This window comes from Nocardioides sp. (assembly GCF_030149505.1).
In the GTDB taxonomy this organism is placed as follows: Bacteria; Actinomycetota; Actinomycetes; order Propionibacteriales; family Nocardioidaceae; genus Nocardioides.
On the sequence record NZ_JASBRN010000007.1, the window covers coordinates 26245 to 43478 of the forward strand.

Sequence of the window (17234 nt, forward strand, 5' to 3'; positions counted from 1 at the left end):
GTCAGTCGAGCAGCCCGGCCTTGCGGCCGAGCTTCTCGGCGACCTCGGCAGGGGTGAGCTCGCCCCTGAGCAGGCGAGCGGTCGTCCAGGAGGAGGTGTCGATGCCGGAGAGCCGCGTGAACAGCGGCAGGTCCTCGGCGTACGCCGCCAGCAGCACCTCGACGTCCTCGGCCGTCGGCGCGGCGGCCTCGAAGCCGGTCTGCGAGGCCGAGCGGGCCTGCGGCTCCACCGGCTTCTGGTAGGGCTCCAGCCCCAGCCGCGCGACGAGCCGCTCCGCCGTGGCGTGCTGGTCGCGCACGAACTCGTGGAAGTCGACCAGCAGCAGCTGCTCGTCGGGGAACAGGGTCTGCGCGTGAACCAGCTGGGCGCCGTACAGGCCGCGACCGACCACCGACCGGGTCCGCAGGTCCTTGTCGCTCCAGCCAGCAGGGCGTCGACCGATCCAGGCGGGGTCGTAGCCGATGCGCACCGTCTCGGCGAAGGAGAGCCGCTCCTCGGGTGCCAGGCGGCGCGTGTGGTTCATGACCCAGTGGGAGAACGCGCGGTCCACCGGGTCGCGGAAGCACAGCACCACGGGCACGTCCGGGTTCCAGGCACGGATCCGCTCCAGGGCGCCGGGCCAGAAGAGGTAGGACGGGCTGGCGTCGACCGACATCGTGGCGCGGGCGCGGGGGCCTCGGCGGGCGACCTCGTAGCCGGTGAAGTCCGGGTCGTCCCAGTCCCGCGACTCGTCGTCGAAGAAGTGCCACTCCTTCTGCGGCGCACGGGCGATCGACTGGTGCGCGACGAGCACGCGGTAGAGCGTGCTCGTGCCGGCCTTCTGCACCCCGGCCACGACCACCCCGATGGGCAGCGTGCCGTGCGGTGCGTCCAGGGGGTCGCCGTCGGGACGGGGAGAGATGGTGTCCTCCAGCGGTCGGAGCGTCGGGGCGGGCGTCGGGCGGGTCGGGCCGGCGCCGTCGTGCGGGCGAGAGACTAGCCGACCGCCGGCGTCCGGCGGGCCTGCCGGGCGCTCACGGGCAGGCACGCACCGCCAGCAGCACCTGGTCGTCGTCGTGGGTGCGCGCCTGCTCCAGCAGGACGGCACACAGCGCCTCCGGACCAGCGCCCGCGTGGGCGCGCACGGTCTCCACCAGCCAGTCCAATCCCTCGTCGATGCCGGCGTCGCGCCGCTCGACCAGCCCGTCGGTGTAGAGCAGCAGCAGGTCGCCGGGGGCCAGCAGCACCTCGTGGTCGAGCCGGTGGGCCGAGGGGTCCAGCCCCAGCAGCAGACCGGGCTGGGGGTCGAGGAGCTGCACCGCACCGTCGGCGGTGCGCAGCAGGGGCGGCGGGTGGCCGGCGCTGGCCCAGTGGACCAGCTGCCCCTGGGGACCTAGGTCCTCGAGGACGGCGACCACGGCGGTCGCCACCTCCTCCATGCCCAGCCCGTGCATCGCCAGGTCGAGGTCCTGCAGCACCTGGGAGGGCCGCCAGACGTCGGCGGAGTAGGTGACGCCGCGGGCGAGGTTGCGCAGCTGCCCCATCGCCGCGGCCGCGGTCTGGTCGTGACCGGCCACGTCGCCGACCATCATCGCCACGGCGCCGTCGGGCAGGGGGTAGCAGTCGTACCAGTCACCGCCGACCTGGGCCAGCTCCGAGGCGGGCTCGTAGCGCACCGCCACCTCGAGCGCGGGACCGGTGATGGGCTGGGTCAGCAGGCTGCGCTGGAGGGCCTCGGAGATCGCCCGCTCCGAGGCCGCGGCCGCCGTGCTGTCGAAGGCCGAGCCGAACGCGGCGGCGACCGCGCGGACGAACTCGGTGTAGCCCGCGTCCAGCGGCAGCCGAGGACTGAGTCGCGCCGCCAGGTGGCGGGGCCGTGCACGGGGGTGGCGCTGCAGGACCTGCACCCGGCAGGGCGTGCCCTGCACACGGTCGGTGACGGGGTCGACGGTGAGCCCGGCCCCCGGGGCGGCGCCCGCGGTGACCCGGACCTCGAGCAGGTCCGGGCTGGTGGCGAGGACCACCTCGGTGCGCTCCACCACCTCGCGGTCGCTCTCGGCGTCCTGCAGCGCGGAGACCAGGCGTGCGACGAGCTCGCTGCGCCGCCGTGCCAGCACCAGGGGCGTCGTCTCGACGGCGATGTCGAGGACCCCCTCGATGCTGTCGTCGGCGCCGCGCACCGGCGAGTAGGACCAGGTGAACCAGCAGTCCTCGACGAAGCCCGCACGACTCAGCGGCAGCAGGACGTCCTGGCTCCAGGTCGCTTCGCCGCTCCCGCTGACCCGGTCCAGCAGCGGACCGATGTCAGCCATCGCCTCGGGGAAGACCTCGACGCACGGCCGCCCGAGCGCGCCGGGGTGCTTGTCGCGGATCATCTCGGCGTAGGGCTCGTTGTAGAGCAGCACGTGCTCGTCGCCCCAGAGCAGGGTGGCCGGGAAGCGGGTGCCGTTGACGACGCCCAGCGCGGCCCGCAGCGCCGGCGTCCAGCCCGACACCGGACCCAGCGGGGTCGCGGACCAGTCGGTGGCGTCGTACTGCGCGCGCAGCGCTCCGGCGCCCGCGAAGAGGCCGCTCTGGACGTCCGGTGTCACCCCGGCATCGTCGCAGGTCAGCGCCACACCCGGAGGGCTACCGCGACATCGAGCCGCACGCGGGGGTCACTGCTCACGGGGCCGACGAGCCGCTCGATCTTGGCCAGCCGGTAGCGCATGGTGTTGTAGTGGAAGAACTGGGCGCGCGCCGCCTCGGCCACGTTGAAGTTGCAGTCGAGCAGGGCCTGCAGGGTCTCGCGCAGTCCCTCGGCCTCCGGGTCGTCCGCGGCCAGCGGCCCCAGCACGTCGCGGGCCACCTCGCGCAGCACCCGCGGGTCGGGCACCGCAGCGAGCAGCCGGTCCAGGCCGAGGTCGTCGAAGAAGGTCGTGGCGCCGCCGCCGTGCCGCTCGCGGCCCAGCTCGGCGGCCCGTCGCGCCTGGTCGTACGCCGTGGCCAGGCCCGCCCCGTCGGGCGCCGCGCGGCTGACCCCGCAGGTGAAGCCGGAGGCACCCTGCAGGTCCCCGGCGACGGTGGCCACGACCCGGTGCACGAGGTCCTCCCCGGCCCGGCGGGCGCCGGGGGCGGCCGTGACCGGCAGCACCGCGACGACCTCGGTGCCGAGGTCGGCGCTGGGCAGCCCGGACCCGTGGTCGCGGCAGGCGGCCTGCCAGGAGCGGGCGAAACGCCCCTGCTCGACCCAGCGCCGCTCCCCCGGGGCGTCGAGGCTCGCGACGAGCACGACGCTGGGGCCCTCGTGCTGCCAGCCGAGCTCGGCCAGCAGCGGCAGCGGGTCACGACCGCTGAGCAGGTCGCGCAGGACGTGACCGAGGTAGCCGTCCCGCTCCAGGCGGTCGCTGTGGTCACCCGAGATCTGCCGTCGCACGATGCCCTCCTCGCCGGCCGCGTCGCAGACCACGAGCCTAGGCGATGGCCCCGACAGGCCCCCGGGAGGCGGCGCCGAGGAGGGGCCAGGGGCGGGAGGGGCCCGGGCTCAGGGGGTCAGAGCAGCCCGCCCAGGCTCCCCGGGCCCGGCAGCGCCGGGAGCCCGCCCAGGGCCGGCAGGGCCGGGGCGAAGGGCTCGGTGCCCAGGGCCAGCCTCAGTCCCGGGATGCCGGAGTGCTGCTGGGCGAAGGCCAGCTCGCGGGAGAGGTCGCCGGTGTTGTTCGACAGCGGCAGCGGGGCCAGACCCAGGGTCGACAGGGTGCCGATCGCCTTGCCCTCGGCGTCGACGAAGGCCGAGCCGGAGTCGCCGGGGACGCCCGGGGTGAGGGTGTAGAGCTGGTGCGTCCAACCGTCGCCGCTGGTGCCGAGCGAGACGCCGTACTTCGGGGAGAGCAGCTCGATGCCCGCGCGCAGCGAGGAGTTGCCGTAGCTGAAGAGCTGGTCGCCCGCGACGGTGCCGTCGGTGTCGATGCCGGTGGGGCCGCCGAAGACGGGGATGCTCGGGTTGACCTTGCCGACGTCGGCGGCGGAGACCTTCACCAGCGCGAAGTCGTTGTAGTCGCAGGTGTTCGGGTCGGTGGTGCCGAGCCGGTTCATGGTCTCCCAGCTGCTGTAGACCAGGGTCCCCGTGCCGAGCACGGTGCCGGCGGAGAGCTGGCTGCCGCCGCGCTCGAAGGTGACGCGGGTGCCCAGCGGCACCGACTGCTGGCCGCAGCCGCTGGTGTCGGTGGCCTCGCCCAGGCCGGCGCAGTGCGCGGAGTAGCCGACGTACACCCCGCCCTCGCGGTCGGTGAAGACGAAGTTGGCGGTGCACTGGCTGCCCTCGGTGTACATCTGCACGCCCGGGGTGATGGTGGCGGTGGCGGCCGGCGCCCAGCTGACGGAGCGCTTCTTCTTGCGGGCCGCCTCGGCGGAGGTGGCGAGGGTCGCGACCATCGCGAGGGCGACGGCGAGGACCAGCAGCAGGACCGGGAGGGCACGCGGACGCAGCATCGTCATGCCCTGGAGAACGAGGCAGGGCCCCGACCGGCTACGCGGTCGGGACCCTGTCTCACGTGCTGAGAAGTGGGGCTGCCCCTGGCTCAGAGACCCGGGGAGAAGGGCTCGGTGCCCTGCGCCAGCTCCAGGCCCTCGATGCCGGAGAACTGCTGGGCGTAGGCCAACTCGCTGGCCAGGTCGCCGACGCCGTTCGAGGCGGGCAGCGGGGCCAGGGCGAGGGTGGACAGGGTGCCCAGGGCCTGGCCGTCGGCGTTGAGGAAGGCCGAGCCGGAGTCACCGGGGACGCCCGGGGTCAGGGTGTAGACCGGGTGGCTCCAGCCGTCGCCGGTGGTGCCGAGGCTGATCCCGAACTTCGGCGAGAGCTGCTCGATGCCGAAGCGCAGCGAGGAGTTGCCGTAGGAGTAGACCTGCTCACCGGCGCCGACGCCGTCGGTGTCGATGCCGGTGGGGCCACCGAAGAACGGGATGCTCGGGTTGACGCTGTCGGCGTCGGCCGCGTCGATCTTCACCAGGGCGAAGTCGTTGAAGGCGCAGGTGTTGGCGTCGGTCTCGCCGCGCTCCTGCATGGTCAGCCAGGAGCTGTAGGCCAGGGTGCCGCCGCCGACGCGGTCGCCCGCGCCGATGAGCGAGCCACCGCGGACGAAGTCGACCGCGGTGCCCAGCGGCTGCGAGCCGGCCAGGCAGCCGTCGGTGTCCGTGGCCGCACCCAGACCGGCGCAGTGGGCGGCGTAGCCGAGGTAGACGTTGTCGGCGGCGTCGGTGAACACGAAGTTGGTCGTGCACTGACCGCCCTCGGTGTAGGCCTGGACGCCGGGGGTCAGGACGGCCTCGTCGGCCGGAGCCCAGGTCGGCGCGGCCGAGGCGGGGGCCACGGTCGCGGTGGCAGCGGCCAGGACGGTGGCGCTGGCGAGGGCGGCGAGCCCGGCGAAGCGGGCGAGGGGGCGGGACGTACGCATGGGTGGTCTTCCTCCAGGGAGCACTGGGCCGGACCCGAGATGGTCGGCACGGACAAGGCCGACCTACCCCGTGTGGCGTGGACTACACCCGATGGAACACGTTTTTACCGACAAGTAGCAACGGTCGTGCACTGAGAGGGCTCTCAGGTGCACGACCGTTGCACGGGCCGGGCTCACCGGCCGACTGGGCTCAGTACGACGGCTGGCTGGGGTCGATCTGGTTCACCCAGGCGACCACGCCGCCGCCGACGTGCACGGCGTCGTCGTACCCCGCGCCCTTGAGGACCGCGAGCGCCTCCGCCGAGCGGACGCCGGACTTGCAGTGCAGGACGACCTGCGTGCCGGAGTCGACCGAGGGCAGCTGCTCGAGGGCGTTGCCGTTGAGGAACTCGCCCTTGGGGATCAGCACCGAGCCCGGGATCTTGTTGATCTCGTACTCGTTGGGCTCGCGGACGTCGACGAGGACGAAGTCGCGGGTGCCCTCCTCGCGCTCCTTGAGCATGTGCTCGAGCTGGGTGACGGCGATCGTGGAGCCGGCCGCGGCGTCGGCGGCCTCCTCGGAGATCGCACCGCAGAACGCGTCGTAGTCGATCAGGCCGGTGACGTCGGGGTTCTCCCCGCACAGACGGCAGTTCGGGTCCTTGCGGACCTTGAGCTTGCGCCAGCTCAGCTCGAGCGCGTCGTAGATGACCAGCGAGCCGATCGCGGGGTCGCCGGCGCCCGTGATGACCTTGATCGCCTCGTTGACCTGGATCGACCCGATCGAGGCGCACAGCACGCCCAGCACGCCGCCCTCGGCGCACGAGGGGACCATGCCCGGCGGCGGCGGCTCGGGGTAGAGGCAGCGGTAGCAGGGCGCGCCCTCGACCAGGGTCGGGGCGAAGACCGAGGCCTGGCCGTCGAAGCGGTAGATCGAGCCCCAGACGTAGGGGATCCCGAGGAAGTACGCCGCGTCGTTGACCATGTAGCGCGTGGCGAAGTTGTCGGTGCCGTCGACGATCAGGTCGTAGCCGCGGAAGACGTCCATGACGTTGTCGTTGTCGAGGCGCTGCTCGTGCAGCACGACCTCGACGTAGGGGTTCGCCTCGTTGATGGACTCCTTGGCCGAGAGGGCCTTGGACTTCCCGATGTCGGACTGGGTGTGGATGATCTGGCGCTGCAGGTTCGACTCGTCGACCTCGTCGAACTCCGCGATGCCGATCGTGCCGACACCCGCCGCGGCGAGGTAGAGCAGCGCAGGGCTGCCGAGGCCACCGGCACCGATCACCAGCACCTTGGCGTTCTTCAGCCGCTTCTGACCGGTCATCCCCACGTCCGGGATGATCAGGTGGCGGCTGTAGCGGCGTACCTCGTCGACGGTCAGCTCTGCTGCCGGCTCCACGAGCGGCTCGATGCTCACGGGTTCTCCTCGCCTTCGGGGGCTGGGGTCCAGGGTCTGCGGGTGAACGCCCGCGGACCCTCCCATTGTTCCCCCAGTCCTCGCCCGGCGACCGCCTCCACCCGCAGCCTGGACATGGCGTTAGGCTCCTGCCCCGCCGGATGTGACCGGCAGGTAGCGAGGAGAGCGCAGTGACGGCAGGACAGCAGGACGTCGGCGGCAGCCGCACCCGCGGGGCACGCATGCCGCGGCGCGAGCGCCGGGCGCAGCTGCTCGAGTCGGCCCTCGAGGTCTTCGTCGCCCAGGGCTACCACGCCGCCGCGATGGACGACATCGCCGAGCGCGCCGGCGTCTCCAAGCCGGTGCTCTACCAGCACTTCCCCGGCAAGCTCGAGCTCTACCTCGCGCTGCTGGACCGCTCCTGCGACCAGATCATCGACAACTGCCGCGCCGCCCTGGAGTCGACCGACGACAACAAGCTGCGGGTGGGCGCGACGATGGACGTCTTCTACGAGTACGTCGCCCACGACACGGGCGCGTTCCGCCTGGTCTTCGAGTCCGACCTCACCAACGAGCCGGCCGTGCGCGAGCAGGTCGACCGGGTCACCACCGAGTGCGCGGCCCTCATCGCCGGCGTCATCCAGCAGGACACCGGCTTCTCCGACGAGGCCTCCCGGCTGCTGGCGGTCTCGCTGGTCGGCATGGCCCAGGTCAGCGCCCGCTTCTGGCTCACCGAGGCCGGCGGCCTGGCCCGCGACGAGGCCGCCGCGCTGGTGGCCGGCCTGGCGTGGCGCGGCATCGGCGGCTACCCCCGCACGGACTAGGCGGGGCGCACTAGGGTTGGTGCCGTGGACGTGAAGATCGGTATCCAGATGGCAGCCCGCGAGATCACTCTCGAGACCGACGAGACCGCCGAGAGCATCGCGGCGAAGGTCGCCGAGGCCGTCACCTCCGACGGCCTGCTCACCCTGGGCGACACCAAGGGCCGCACCGTCGTGGTGCCGGGCTCGAAGATCGCCTACGTCGAGTGCGGCTCCACCCAGGTGGGCACGGTCGGCTTCCGCAGCTGACCTCGCACGACCTCCCGCCCCGGACCGACCCATGACCGTCTCCGTCACCGTCTCCGCCCTCCTCTGGGCGCTGGTCGGAGGGGCCGTGGTCGGCCTGCTCGGCAAGTGGGTCGGGCCCGGGGACCACGAGGAGGTCCCGCTGTGGCTGACGGTGCTCGGCGGGATCGCCGGCGTGCTCGTCGGCACCGTGCTCCACGCCAACTTCTTCACCAGCAACCCGGTCGGCACCGACTGGTGGCGCCACGTGTGGCAGATCGTCACGGCCGTCCTGTTCGTGGGCGCCCTCGCCGCGGTGGCCGGGCGGCCGCACCACCGCGCCTCCCGCGACCGCTCCGGGGCGCGGTCGCGGCGCGGGGCCTGAGCCCGCTCCGACGTACGACGCGGGGCGAGGGCCCCGGGGTCCGGCGGTCCGGGGTCAGGCTTCGAGGCCGAGCTCGGCCATCCGCTCGGTGTGCCGCTCGGTGAGCCGGGCGAACATCCGCCCGATCGCGGCGAGGTCCAGCCCGGGCCGGTCCGTGCCGCCCGCGAGCAGCGCCGACAGCGCGTCACGCTCGGCCGCGACCCGCTGGGCCTGGATGAGGGCCTCCCCCATGAGGCGGCGGCCCCACAGCGCCAGGCGTCCACCGAGGCGGTGGTCGGCGGCGATGCCCGCGCGGACCCGGTCGACCACGAACGCCGCGTGCCCGGAGTCCTCGAGGGTCCGCACCACCAGGTCGCGGGTCTCGTCGTCGAGGTAGGCGGCGATCTCGCGGAAGAAGTCGTCGGCCAGCCCGTCGCCGACGTAGGCCTTGATCAACCCCTCGTACCAGTCGGCCGGCGCGGTGTGCTCGTGGAACCGCTCGATGGCGTCGCTGAAGGGCGCCATCGCCGCGAAGGGATCCGCCCCCAGGGCCTCGAGCCGCCGGTGCAGCGCCGCGACCTTGGAGAACTCCCCCGCCGCCATCGTGGCGATGGCGACCCGGTCCTCCAGGGTGGGGGCCAGCTTCGCGTCCTCGGCGAGACGCTCGAAGGCGCTGATCTCGCCGTACGCCACGACCCCCAGCAGGTCCACGACCGCCTCCCGGTAGGCCGGGTCCTCCAGCGCCAGGGGTGTCGACGGCTCGGACCCGGTCTCGACGCGGGATTCAGTCATGCGCGCACCCTACCGATACAGTCGTGCCACGTATGTGCGCGGTTGACCGCCCGGGTCGGCCGCACCGCCTTGACCCGCACGACCTATCCGCTCCCCCGGAGCGACGCACAGAACCCCACCGCGACCCTCGTCGCCCTGATCCGCTGCTGCGGGTCCACCGGGACACCCGCGCAGCGATGAAAGCAGCACACGTGACCACCACCTTCCGCGAGCTCGGGGTCCACCCCGAGATCTGCGACGCCCTCGAGCGCGCCGGCATCAGCACCCCCTTCGCCATCCAGGAGATGACGCTGTCGGTGGCCCTCATGGGCACCGACCTGATCGGCCAGGCCCGCACGGGTACCGGCAAGACCCTGGCCTTCGGCATCCCCGTGCTCCAGCGCAGCGTCTCGCCCAAGGACCCCGACTACCCCGAGATCCCGCAGGGCAAGCCGCAGGCACTGGTCGTGGCCCCGACCCGCGAGCTGGCCCTCCAGGTCTCCAGCGACCTGACCCTCGCCAGCGCCGACCGCGGCCTGCGGGTCCTGACGGTGTACGGCGGCGTGGGCTACGAGCCGCAGCTCGAGGCCCTCGAGTCGGGCGTCGACATCGTCGTCGGCACGCCCGGTCGGCTCATCGACCTGGCCAACCGCAAGTCCCTGGACCTCTCGCACGTCCACGCCGTGGTCCTCGACGAGGCCGACGAGATGCTCGACCTCGGCTTCCTGCCCGACGTCGAGAAGCTGATGCGGATGACCCCGGAGACCCGGCAGACGATGCTGTTCTCCGCCACGATGCCCTCCGCGATCGTGGCCCTGGCCCGCACCTACATGCGCCACCCGATGAACATCCGGGCGGAGTCGTCCTACGAGAACGCCACCGTCCCCGCCACCGCGCAGTTCATCTACCAGTGCCACGACCTGGACAAGCCGGAGATCATCGGCCGGCTGCTGCAGGCCGAGGACGCCGACAAGTTCATCGTCTTCACCCGCACCAAGCGCCAGGCGCAGCGCGTGGCCGACGACCTGGCCGAGCGTGGCTTCGCCGCCTCCCCCCTGCACGGCGACATGGCCCAGGTGGCGCGCGAGAAGGCGCTGGCGAAGTTCCGCGAGGACAAGGTCCGGGTCCTGGTCGCCACCGACGTCGCCGCCCGCGGCATCGACGTCCGCGGCGTCTCGCACGTCATCAACTACACCTGCCCCGAGGACGACAAGACCTACGTCCACCGCATCGGCCGCACCGGCCGCGCGGGGGCGACGGGCATCGCGATCACCCTGGTCGACTGGGCCGACCTGCACCGCTGGAAGCTCATCAACAAGGCGCTCGACCTGCCCTTCGAGGAGCCGCTGGAGACCTACTCCACCTCCGAGCACCTCTTCCACGACCAGGGCATCCCGCCGGGCACCAAGGGTCGGATCGTCGACCCCGCCCCCGTCGAGAAGCGCGAGCGCTCGGGATCGGACAGGGGCTCGGACAGGGGCGAGCGCCCCGCGCGCAACCGCAACCGCACGCGCACCCGCTCGCGCGCCGGTGAGGTCGTCGCGGCCGAGGGCCAGACCGACGGCTCCCCCGCCCAGGGTGCGGCCGGCGGCAGCACCGACGGCGACCGTCCGGCCGGCTCGTCGTCGGGCGGCGCCAGCCGCAACCGTCGCCGCCGTCGCTCGCGCGGTGGCAGCGGCGGTGGTGGCGCAGCCGGAGGCGACGCCGGGGCGGCTAGCGCGTCGAGCGAGTGACCAGGTTGGCCGCGACCTCGCGGTAGGCCTGGGCGCCCTTGCTGGAGCGGCTGGTCGCCAGGATGGAGCGACCGGCCGCCGGGGCCTCGGCGAACTTGATCGTCTTGGGGATCGGCGGCTCGACGACCTCGAGCTCGTAGGTCTCCGCGATCGTCTCGAGCACGGTGCGCGAGTGGTTGGTGCGCCCGTCGTACAGCGTGGGCAGCACGCCCCAGACCTCGAGCTTGCGGTTGGTGAACTTCCGCACGTCGTGGACGGTGTCGAGCAGCTGGCCGACCCCGCGGTGCGACAGCGTCTCGCACTGCAGCGGTACCAGGACGCCGCGGGCGGCGGTCAGGGCGGCCACGGTGAGCACGCCGAGGGAGGGCGGGCAGTCCAGCAGCACCCAGTCGTAGTCGTCCTCGAGGTCCTCGACGACCATCTTGACCACGTGCTCGCGGCCGGTGCGGGTGAGCAGGTCGGCCTCCGCGCGGGCGAGCTCGATGGTCGCCGGCAGCAGGTCGACGCCGTCCTCGGTCGTGAGGATGACCTCGGTCGGGTCGGTGCCCTTGGTCAGCACGTGGTGCACCGAGAGCTCGAGGTCCTCGGGGTCGATGCCGAGGGAGAAGGTCAGGCACGCCTGCGGGTCGAGGTCGACGAGGAGCACGCGGTGCCCCAGCTCGGCCAGGGCCGCGCCGATCGAGGCGACCGAGGTGGTCTTGGCGACGCCACCCTTCTGGTTGGCGATCGCGAGTGTCGTGGTCATCAGGGGTCATCATGCCGGACGCACCCTCCCCGGCACCCCCTCGACCTGTTCTACTCCTCCCATGTCTCGCTCCCTGGTCACCGGACCGACCGCCGGCATCGGTCTCGCCTTCGCCCAGCAGCTCGCCGCCCGCGGTGACGACCTGGTCCTCGTGGCTCGCGACGTCGCCCGCCTCGAGTCACTGGCCGGCGAGCTGCGCACCGCACACGGGGTGGAGGTGGAGGTGCTCCGGGCCGACCTCGCGGACCGTGCGCAGCTGCGCACCGTCGAGGAGCGGCTCGGCGACCTCCAGAGCCCGGTCGACCTGCTGGTCAACAACGCCGGCTTCGGCCTCAAGGGGCGCTTCCTCGACAACGACGTGGACGCCGAGACCGAGATGCTCGACGTCCTGGTGACCGCCGTGATGCGGCTGACCCACGCCGCGCTGCGGCCGATGGTGGCGCGCGGTTCCGGCGGGGTCATCAACGTCTCGAGCGTCGCCTCGTTCCTGCCCCGCGGCTCCTACTCGGCCGCCAAGGCCTACGTGAACCGGCTCGGCGAGTGGGCGGCCGCGGAGTACGGCCCGCAGGGCGTCACCGTCACCACGCTGTGCCCGGGGTTCGTGCGCACCGAGTTCCACGCCCGGATGGACGTGTCCCAGGACTCCGCCCCGGACTGGCTGTGGCTGGACGCCGACGACCTGGTGCGCCAGGCGCTGGCCGACCACGCCCGCGGCCGCGCGCTGTCGATCCCGAGCGTGCGTTACAAGGCGATCGCCGGGGCGGCGCGCCTGGTCCCGACTCCGGTGCTGCAGCGCTTCCAGTCGCTCGGCCGCAAGTAGCGCGCCCTACAGCCCGAGCGGCTGCGGGGCGTCCCGCCCCGCGGCGCGCCGGGCGTGGGCAGCCAGGGCCAGGAGCCGCTCGAGCTCCTCGGGGTCGGTGGTGTTGCAGGCCAGGTCGTGGCCGACCTTGCCGGTGCCGTGGTGGTCGCTGGACCCGGTGACCACCAGGCCGAGGTCGCGCGCGATGCCGCGCAGCTCGGCCCGGGCGTGCTCGTCGTGGTCCTGGTGGTCGACCTCGAGGCCGGCCAGGCCGAGGTCGGCGAGCTCGGCGATCGCCTCGGCGTCGGGGATGCGGGCGGTGCGTCGGCCCCACGCGTGCGCGACGACGGTGACGCCACCGGCGGCGGTGACCACCTCGATGGTCTCGCGCAGCGGTGCCGCGTAGCGGTCGACGTACCCCGGCATCCCGGGGTTGAGCAGCCGGGCGAAGGCCTCGTCGCGGTCGCGGACCACACCGCGGGCCACCAGCGCGTCGGCGATGTGGGGGCGGCCGCTGGCCGCGGCGTCGCCGGAGACCCGGGCGACGTCCTCCTCGGTCAGGTCGATGCCCACGGCCCGCAGCCGCTCCAGCACCGCCGGCACCCGGTCGTTGCGGCCCTCGAGCACCTTGTCCAGCAGCGCGACGAGGGGCGGGTACGTCGGGTCGGGGAGGTAGGCGAGCAGGTGGACGCCGCGACCGTCGAGCCGCGTGCTGATCTCCATCCCCCGCACCAGCGCGATCCCGGCCGCGTCGGCGGCGCGCTCGGCCGCGGCCCACCCGTCGGCGGTGTCGTGGTCGGTCAGTCCCAGGACGTCGAGCCCGGCGGCTGCCGCAGCCTCGACCAGCTCCTCCGGGGACTGGGTGCCGTCGCTGGCGCGGGTGTGGGTGTGCAGGTCGACCCTCACCGTGCGCCCTCCCGGCGGCTCACCACGGCGGCGCGGGCTCGGCGAAGGGCAGCTCGACCAGCGGCGGGCCCAGGCCGGAGACGTCGCGCAGGATCCAGTCGTCGCGCAGCAGCAGCACCGCCGAGGCGGGCCGCACCACGATCCACAGCCACCGGCCGAGCGCCTCGCCGGCGACGACCGAGCGGTCCCACTCCCCCGAGCTCCCGCTGGTCGAGACCGACCACAGCGGCACCTGCTTCTGGTCCAGCCGCACCCGCACCAGCGGGGGGCCGTCGGGCAGGTCCGGGCCGGGATCGTCGTGCACGGAGCCCGCGAGCCGGGCACCCAGCCCGGTGCCGGTCTCCTCGGTCACGACCACCACGTCGACCGGGCCGTCGAGCTCGCTGGTGCCCGAGCAGCACGTCATCGTCGCGCGGGTCCCGGCCTCGGAGCCCACGGCCGCGAAGTCGGTCACCGCCCAGCCGGGGCTCAACGGCCACGGCAGGTAGGTCGGGAAGTCGAGGGTGCGGCCGAGGTGCTCGGTGAACGCGGCGTACGACGCCGACGCAGGGCGCCACAGCCCGTCGGTGGGGCCGTGGTCGGGGCACGACCACGCCCTGCCTCCGTCGTCGGGGGCGACGGGGGCCGAGCAGCGGGGACAGGCCGGTGACATCGCTCGCACTCTATCGCCGCTCTCCCTCGGACCGGGCTCAGTCCGCCGCGAGGACGACGACGCGGTCCTCGGGGTGCAGGACGTGGCGGACCGATTTCGGCAGGTTCAGCCGCACCCCGAAGGCACGACCGTCCTCGGCGAGGGTCGCCGACTTCAGCCCCAGCGCGGTCTCGCCACGCGCGGAGACCGCCGCCACGACACTGGCCCAGGTCAGCTCGGCCCCGGTGGCGACGTACGCCTCGGCGGGACGCAGGTAGACCTCACTGCCCTCGGCGCCGAGGAGCTCGGCGAAGACCTCCTGCAGGCGCGGGTCCTCGGACAGCTGCGCGACGAGCAGGGAGACGATCTCGCCGCTGACGACGACGTCGTCGATGTCGGAGACCTGGGCCAGCGCTCGGTTGCGGTCGTCGAGCATCTCGCTGACCACGGGGGTGGTGTCGCCGAGCGCCCCGAGCAGGTCGCGCACGTGCAGCAGGGTGACCAGGGAGCGGGCGTCGGCGGCCTGGACACCCAGGTCGTCGGAGTAGGCCAGCACGAGGACGTGGTCGAGACCCGCGACGACGTGCTGTTCGAGCACCCGCCGGTCGGTGGTCGAGGCCTCCACGACCTCGATCTCGATGTTCTCCAGCCGCGGCAGCCGCGGCGTCCCCACCGAGGTGAGGAGGGTCAGGCGGGATCCCGGCTCGGAGAAGGAGTCCAGCTCGCTCAGCACCACCGGCGTGCGGTGGTTCCAGCCCAGCACGAGGGACGTCGAGGGCCTGCGTGCTGGGAGGTCGAGCGTCGAGCGGACCGCCGGGTCCGGCTGCGTGGTCGAGCGCACGGGGTCGACCAGCACGCCGTCGTCGGCGGCGACGACGACCAGCCGCGCCGCCCCGACCGGGGTGCTCGGCGGCGGGTTGAGGCGTACGCCGTCGACGTCGGCGACCCCGATGACGGTGACGTCCTCCAGCGCCAGCTGCGCGGCGGCGTAGTCGAGCTCGCCGAGCCCGTGGGCGGCGCTGTCGAGGAAGTAGATCTCGTCGCCGTCGAAGTCGAACAGCTCGGCGTACACCGCGCCCGCACCCGACTGGCGCGAGGTCTGCACGAGCAGCCGGGCGATGGTGTCGTCGACGTGCAGCAGCGCCGCGTCCTGACCGACGACCAGCCGGGCCGCACCGAGGTTGGCCTGCTCCCGGATCTCGGCCACCACGCGCGGGGTGCGGCCCTCCATGTGCGACAGCGCCAGGAGGGTCTTGATGACCTCGGCGTCCGGGTCGTCGGTCTCGGGTGCCAGGACGATGATCGACCGCGCGGCTGCGGGGTGGGTGACGGCCAGCTCGTCGACGTCCATCGGGGAGCCGCTGCGGCACACCAGGCGGGTGCCGCGCAGGTCCGGGACCTTGGCCCTGAGGTCCTCCTCCATCGCCACGCTGTCGCGGTCGGCCATCACGACCACGGCCGGGCGCCGCCGGCTCTCGTTGGCGATGCAGAGCTCGCCGATGATGGTGTAGATCGACTCCGACCAGCCCAGCACCACCGTGTGGTCGGTCTCCAGCACCCGCGACCGGCCCCGCCGCAGCTCGGCCAGCCGGGCATCGATGCCCGCCGACACGACGCCGATCAGAGCGCTCACGATGAGCAGCCCGGCGAGGGTGAGGACGAGCATCGTCAGCAGGAAGGTCCAGCTGCCGGTGTCCCCGGCGACGGTGCCCGGGTCCAGCGCGTGCATGAGTGCTTGGAAGAGCTCGTAGCCGAAGCCCTGCTCGCCGTCGCGCAGGCCGAGGAGGGCGGTGAGCACGGCGAAGACGAGCACGAGCGCCGAGGTGGCGATCACCAGCCACCCGATGAGCGCGGGGGTGCCGCGCGTCATCGTGGTGTCGAAGAAGTACCGGAAGCGGGCACCCCAGGAGGGAGCCGCGGTCGCACGAGCCATGAGCGGATCGTGCCGGACCCGGGCCCTCCCGGGACCCGAATGGGTCAGTCGGCCTGCGGTCCGGGCCAGTTCTTGTCCGGCTGCGGGACCGGGCGACCGGGCTGCTCACCGCCGCGGGCCTCGAGGTAGCTGTTCTTGGGCACCATCACCTTGCGGCGGAAGATGCACACGACCTTGCCGTCCTGGTTGTAGCCGATGGTCTCCACGTGGACGACGCCGCGGTCGTCCTTGCTCTTGCTCTCCCACTTGTCGAGCACGGTCGTCTCGCCGTACAGCGTGTCCCCGTGGAAGGTCGGCGCGACGTGGCGCAGCGACTCGATCTCCAGGTTGGCGATCGCCTTGCCGGAGATGTCGGGGACCGACATGCCGAGCAGGATGGAGTAGACGTAGTTGCCGACCACGACGTTCTTGCCGAACTGGGTGGTCTCCTCCGCGTAGTTGGTGTCGAGGTGGAGCGGGTGATGGTTCATCGTGAGCAGGCAGAACATGTGGTCGTCGAACTCGGTGACCGTCTTGCCGGGCCAGTGCTTGTAGGTCGCGCCGACCTCGAACTCCTCGTAGCTGCGACCGAACTGCACGTCAGGCTCCTCTGCGTCTCATCGTCCCCACCGGAGGTGGTGACCCACGGGTAACAAGCGCTGGTCATCCTGCCACGCGGAACCCCTCCGGACGGGCTAGCGTCTCAGCACCATGAGCATGCTCCGCGTCACCTCCCGCACCCTGGCCGCCGTCGCCTCGGGGGCGCTTGCGCTCGCACTGGCGGGCTGCGCAGGCGGCGACGACGTGGCTCGCGACGAACCGACGCCTGCTGGCTCCCCCTCGTCGGAACCGGCTCCGCTGGACGAGCCCGACGACGGCGGGTTCGCACCCACCACCTACTCCTACACGCTGCGGATCTCCTGCTACTGCCCGTACGCCGCCGTGCCGGTGCGCGTGAGCGTCGAGGGCGACAGCGTGGTGGACGCGGTCTTCGAGCGCGGCGGTGGCCGCGGCGGCGCCACCCGCGGGGAGCAGGCACCCGAGCTGCTGCGGCTCTCTGTCGAGGACGTGCTCGCCGCAGCCGAGGAGGCCGAGGCCGCCGGCGCCCACGAGGTCACCGTCGAGTGGCCCGAGGGCAGCGAGCACCCGACCGAGGTCTACATCGACCGCAACGAGATGGCGATCGACGAGGAGGTCGGCTACACGATCTCCGACCTGGAGGTCGTCGCCTAGCTGCTCTGCTCCGGCATCGTCACGACTGCCCCAGGCTGGACGGTCGAGCAGCGAGCGCCAGCGAGCGTCGTCGAGACCGGGTACGCCGTTCGCCCTGCCGTCTCCTGTGGTTGCTCCCCGGGTCGCCGTTGGTGGGTCGTGGCGGGTTCGCGCGGCAGCAGGTCCTCATTGACGGAGAAGCGTGGTCGCCGTGGGTGCCAGCTGGGCTTCTTGGTTGCGCTTGCCTCGACGGTCGCCCTGCGCTGGGGTGCTCGCTTCGGTCGGGCTTCGATCGACGCCCGCGATCTCGCCGAAAAGTGGTTTTGACC

Annotated in this window: 18 protein-coding genes; 6 read left to right on the top strand and 12 right to left on the bottom strand. The window is 72.9% G+C overall.

The features are described 5' to 3' along the window. Position 1 precedes the first annotated feature (1 nt). The 6 genes from Q1V71_RS01175 to moeZ form a co-directional block, all read right to left on the bottom strand. Positions 2-1027, bottom strand: a complete 1026-nt coding sequence (locus Q1V71_RS01175; protein ID WP_300639572.1) for a sulfotransferase — start codon at positions 1025-1027, stop codon at positions 2-4. Further along, on the bottom strand, positions 1014-2570 hold the full coding sequence (locus tag Q1V71_RS01180) for a SpoIIE family protein phosphatase (protein ID WP_300639575.1): 1557 nt from the start codon (positions 2568-2570) through the stop codon (positions 1014-1016). Before Q1V71_RS01180 ends, Q1V71_RS01175 begins: the two co-directional genes overlap by 14 nt. 17 nt (positions 2571-2587) lie before the next feature. Then, positions 2588-3394 carry a helix-turn-helix domain-containing protein gene (locus Q1V71_RS01185; protein ID WP_300639578.1) on the bottom strand — a complete coding sequence of 269 codons (807 nt, stop codon included), beginning with the start codon at positions 3392-3394 and terminating at the stop codon, positions 2588-2590. 116 nt (positions 3395-3510) lie between these two features. Next, positions 3511-4446 carry a hypothetical protein gene (locus Q1V71_RS01190; protein WP_300639581.1) on the bottom strand — a complete coding sequence of 312 codons (936 nt, stop codon included), beginning with the start codon at positions 4444-4446 and terminating at the stop codon, positions 3511-3513. An 89-nt stretch (positions 4447-4535) separates the two neighbouring features. Further along, positions 4536-5408, bottom strand: a complete 873-nt coding sequence (locus Q1V71_RS01195) for a hypothetical protein (RefSeq protein WP_300639584.1) — start codon at positions 5406-5408, stop codon at positions 4536-4538. 190 nt (positions 5409-5598) lie between these two features. Beyond that, complete coding sequence (gene moeZ / locus Q1V71_RS01200; RefSeq protein ID WP_300639587.1) at positions 5599-6807, bottom strand: adenylyltransferase/sulfurtransferase MoeZ; 1209 nt, start codon at positions 6805-6807, stop codon at positions 5599-5601. Positions 6808-6977: 170 nt separating this feature from the next. Between moeZ and Q1V71_RS01205 the strand changes: the two genes are divergently transcribed. The 3 genes from Q1V71_RS01205 to Q1V71_RS01215 are packed head-to-tail and all read left to right on the top strand — an operon-like array spanning position 6978 to position 8217. After that, positions 6978-7610, top strand: a complete 633-nt coding sequence (locus Q1V71_RS01205) for a TetR/AcrR family transcriptional regulator (protein WP_300639590.1) — start codon at positions 6978-6980, stop codon at positions 7608-7610. Between the two features lie 24 nt (positions 7611-7634). Continuing rightward, positions 7635-7856 (top strand): DUF3107 domain-containing protein, encoded by a 222-nt coding sequence (locus Q1V71_RS01210; RefSeq protein WP_300639592.1) that lies wholly within the window; start codon positions 7635-7637, stop codon positions 7854-7856. A 31-nt stretch (positions 7857-7887) separates the two neighbouring features. Next, positions 7888-8217, top strand: a complete 330-nt coding sequence (locus Q1V71_RS01215) for a hypothetical protein (RefSeq protein WP_300639595.1) — start codon at positions 7888-7890, stop codon at positions 8215-8217. A gap of 54 nt (positions 8218-8271) precedes the next feature. Here Q1V71_RS01215 and Q1V71_RS01220 read toward each other — a convergent pair whose 3' ends face one another. Beyond that, positions 8272-8988 (bottom strand): ferritin-like fold-containing protein, encoded by a 717-nt coding sequence (locus Q1V71_RS01220; RefSeq protein ID WP_300639598.1) that lies wholly within the window; start codon positions 8986-8988, stop codon positions 8272-8274. 191 nt (positions 8989-9179) lie between these two features. On the opposite strand from Q1V71_RS01220, the gene Q1V71_RS01225 reads away from it, so the two are divergent. Beyond that, entirely contained in the window at positions 9180-10700 is a 1521-nt protein-coding gene (locus Q1V71_RS01225; protein WP_300639601.1) for a DEAD/DEAH box helicase, read from the top strand. Here Q1V71_RS01225 and Q1V71_RS01230 read toward each other — a convergent pair. Beyond that, a complete protein-coding gene (locus Q1V71_RS01230) occupies positions 10681-11445 on the bottom strand; it encodes a ParA family protein (protein WP_300639604.1) in 765 nt (254 codons plus the stop codon). The two genes, Q1V71_RS01225 and Q1V71_RS01230, sit on opposite strands and share 20 nt — an antisense overlap. A gap of 61 nt (positions 11446-11506) precedes the next feature. On the opposite strand from Q1V71_RS01230, the gene Q1V71_RS01235 reads away from it, so the two are divergent. Next, on the top strand, positions 11507-12265 hold the full coding sequence (locus Q1V71_RS01235) for an SDR family oxidoreductase (protein WP_300639607.1): 759 nt from the start codon (positions 11507-11509) through the stop codon (positions 12263-12265). 6 nt (positions 12266-12271) lie between these two features. Here the strand turns inward: Q1V71_RS01235 and Q1V71_RS01240 are convergent, their stop codons facing one another. The 4 genes from Q1V71_RS01240 to Q1V71_RS01255 are packed head-to-tail and all read right to left on the bottom strand — an operon-like array spanning position 12272 to position 16292. Next, positions 12272-13150, bottom strand: a complete 879-nt coding sequence (locus Q1V71_RS01240; RefSeq protein ID WP_300639610.1) for a PHP domain-containing protein — start codon at positions 13148-13150, stop codon at positions 12272-12274. A 19-nt stretch (positions 13151-13169) separates the two neighbouring features. Continuing rightward, entirely contained in the window at positions 13170-13802 is a 633-nt protein-coding gene (locus Q1V71_RS01245; RefSeq protein WP_300639613.1) for a DUF6758 family protein, read from the bottom strand. Between the two features lie 37 nt (positions 13803-13839). Next, positions 13840-15714 carry a hypothetical protein gene (locus tag Q1V71_RS01250; protein WP_300639616.1) on the bottom strand — a complete coding sequence of 625 codons (1875 nt, stop codon included), beginning with the start codon at positions 15712-15714 and terminating at the stop codon, positions 13840-13842. 44 nt (positions 15715-15758) lie between these two features. Beyond that, entirely contained in the window at positions 15759-16292 is a 534-nt protein-coding gene (locus Q1V71_RS01255) for a MaoC family dehydratase (protein WP_300639619.1), read from the bottom strand. Positions 16293-16404: 112 nt separating this feature from the next. On the opposite strand from Q1V71_RS01255, the gene Q1V71_RS01260 reads away from it, so the two are divergent. Beyond that, a complete protein-coding gene (locus Q1V71_RS01260) occupies positions 16405-16926 on the top strand; it encodes a DUF6174 domain-containing protein (protein ID WP_300639622.1) in 522 nt (173 codons plus the stop codon). Positions 16927-17234: the final 308 nt, after the last annotated feature.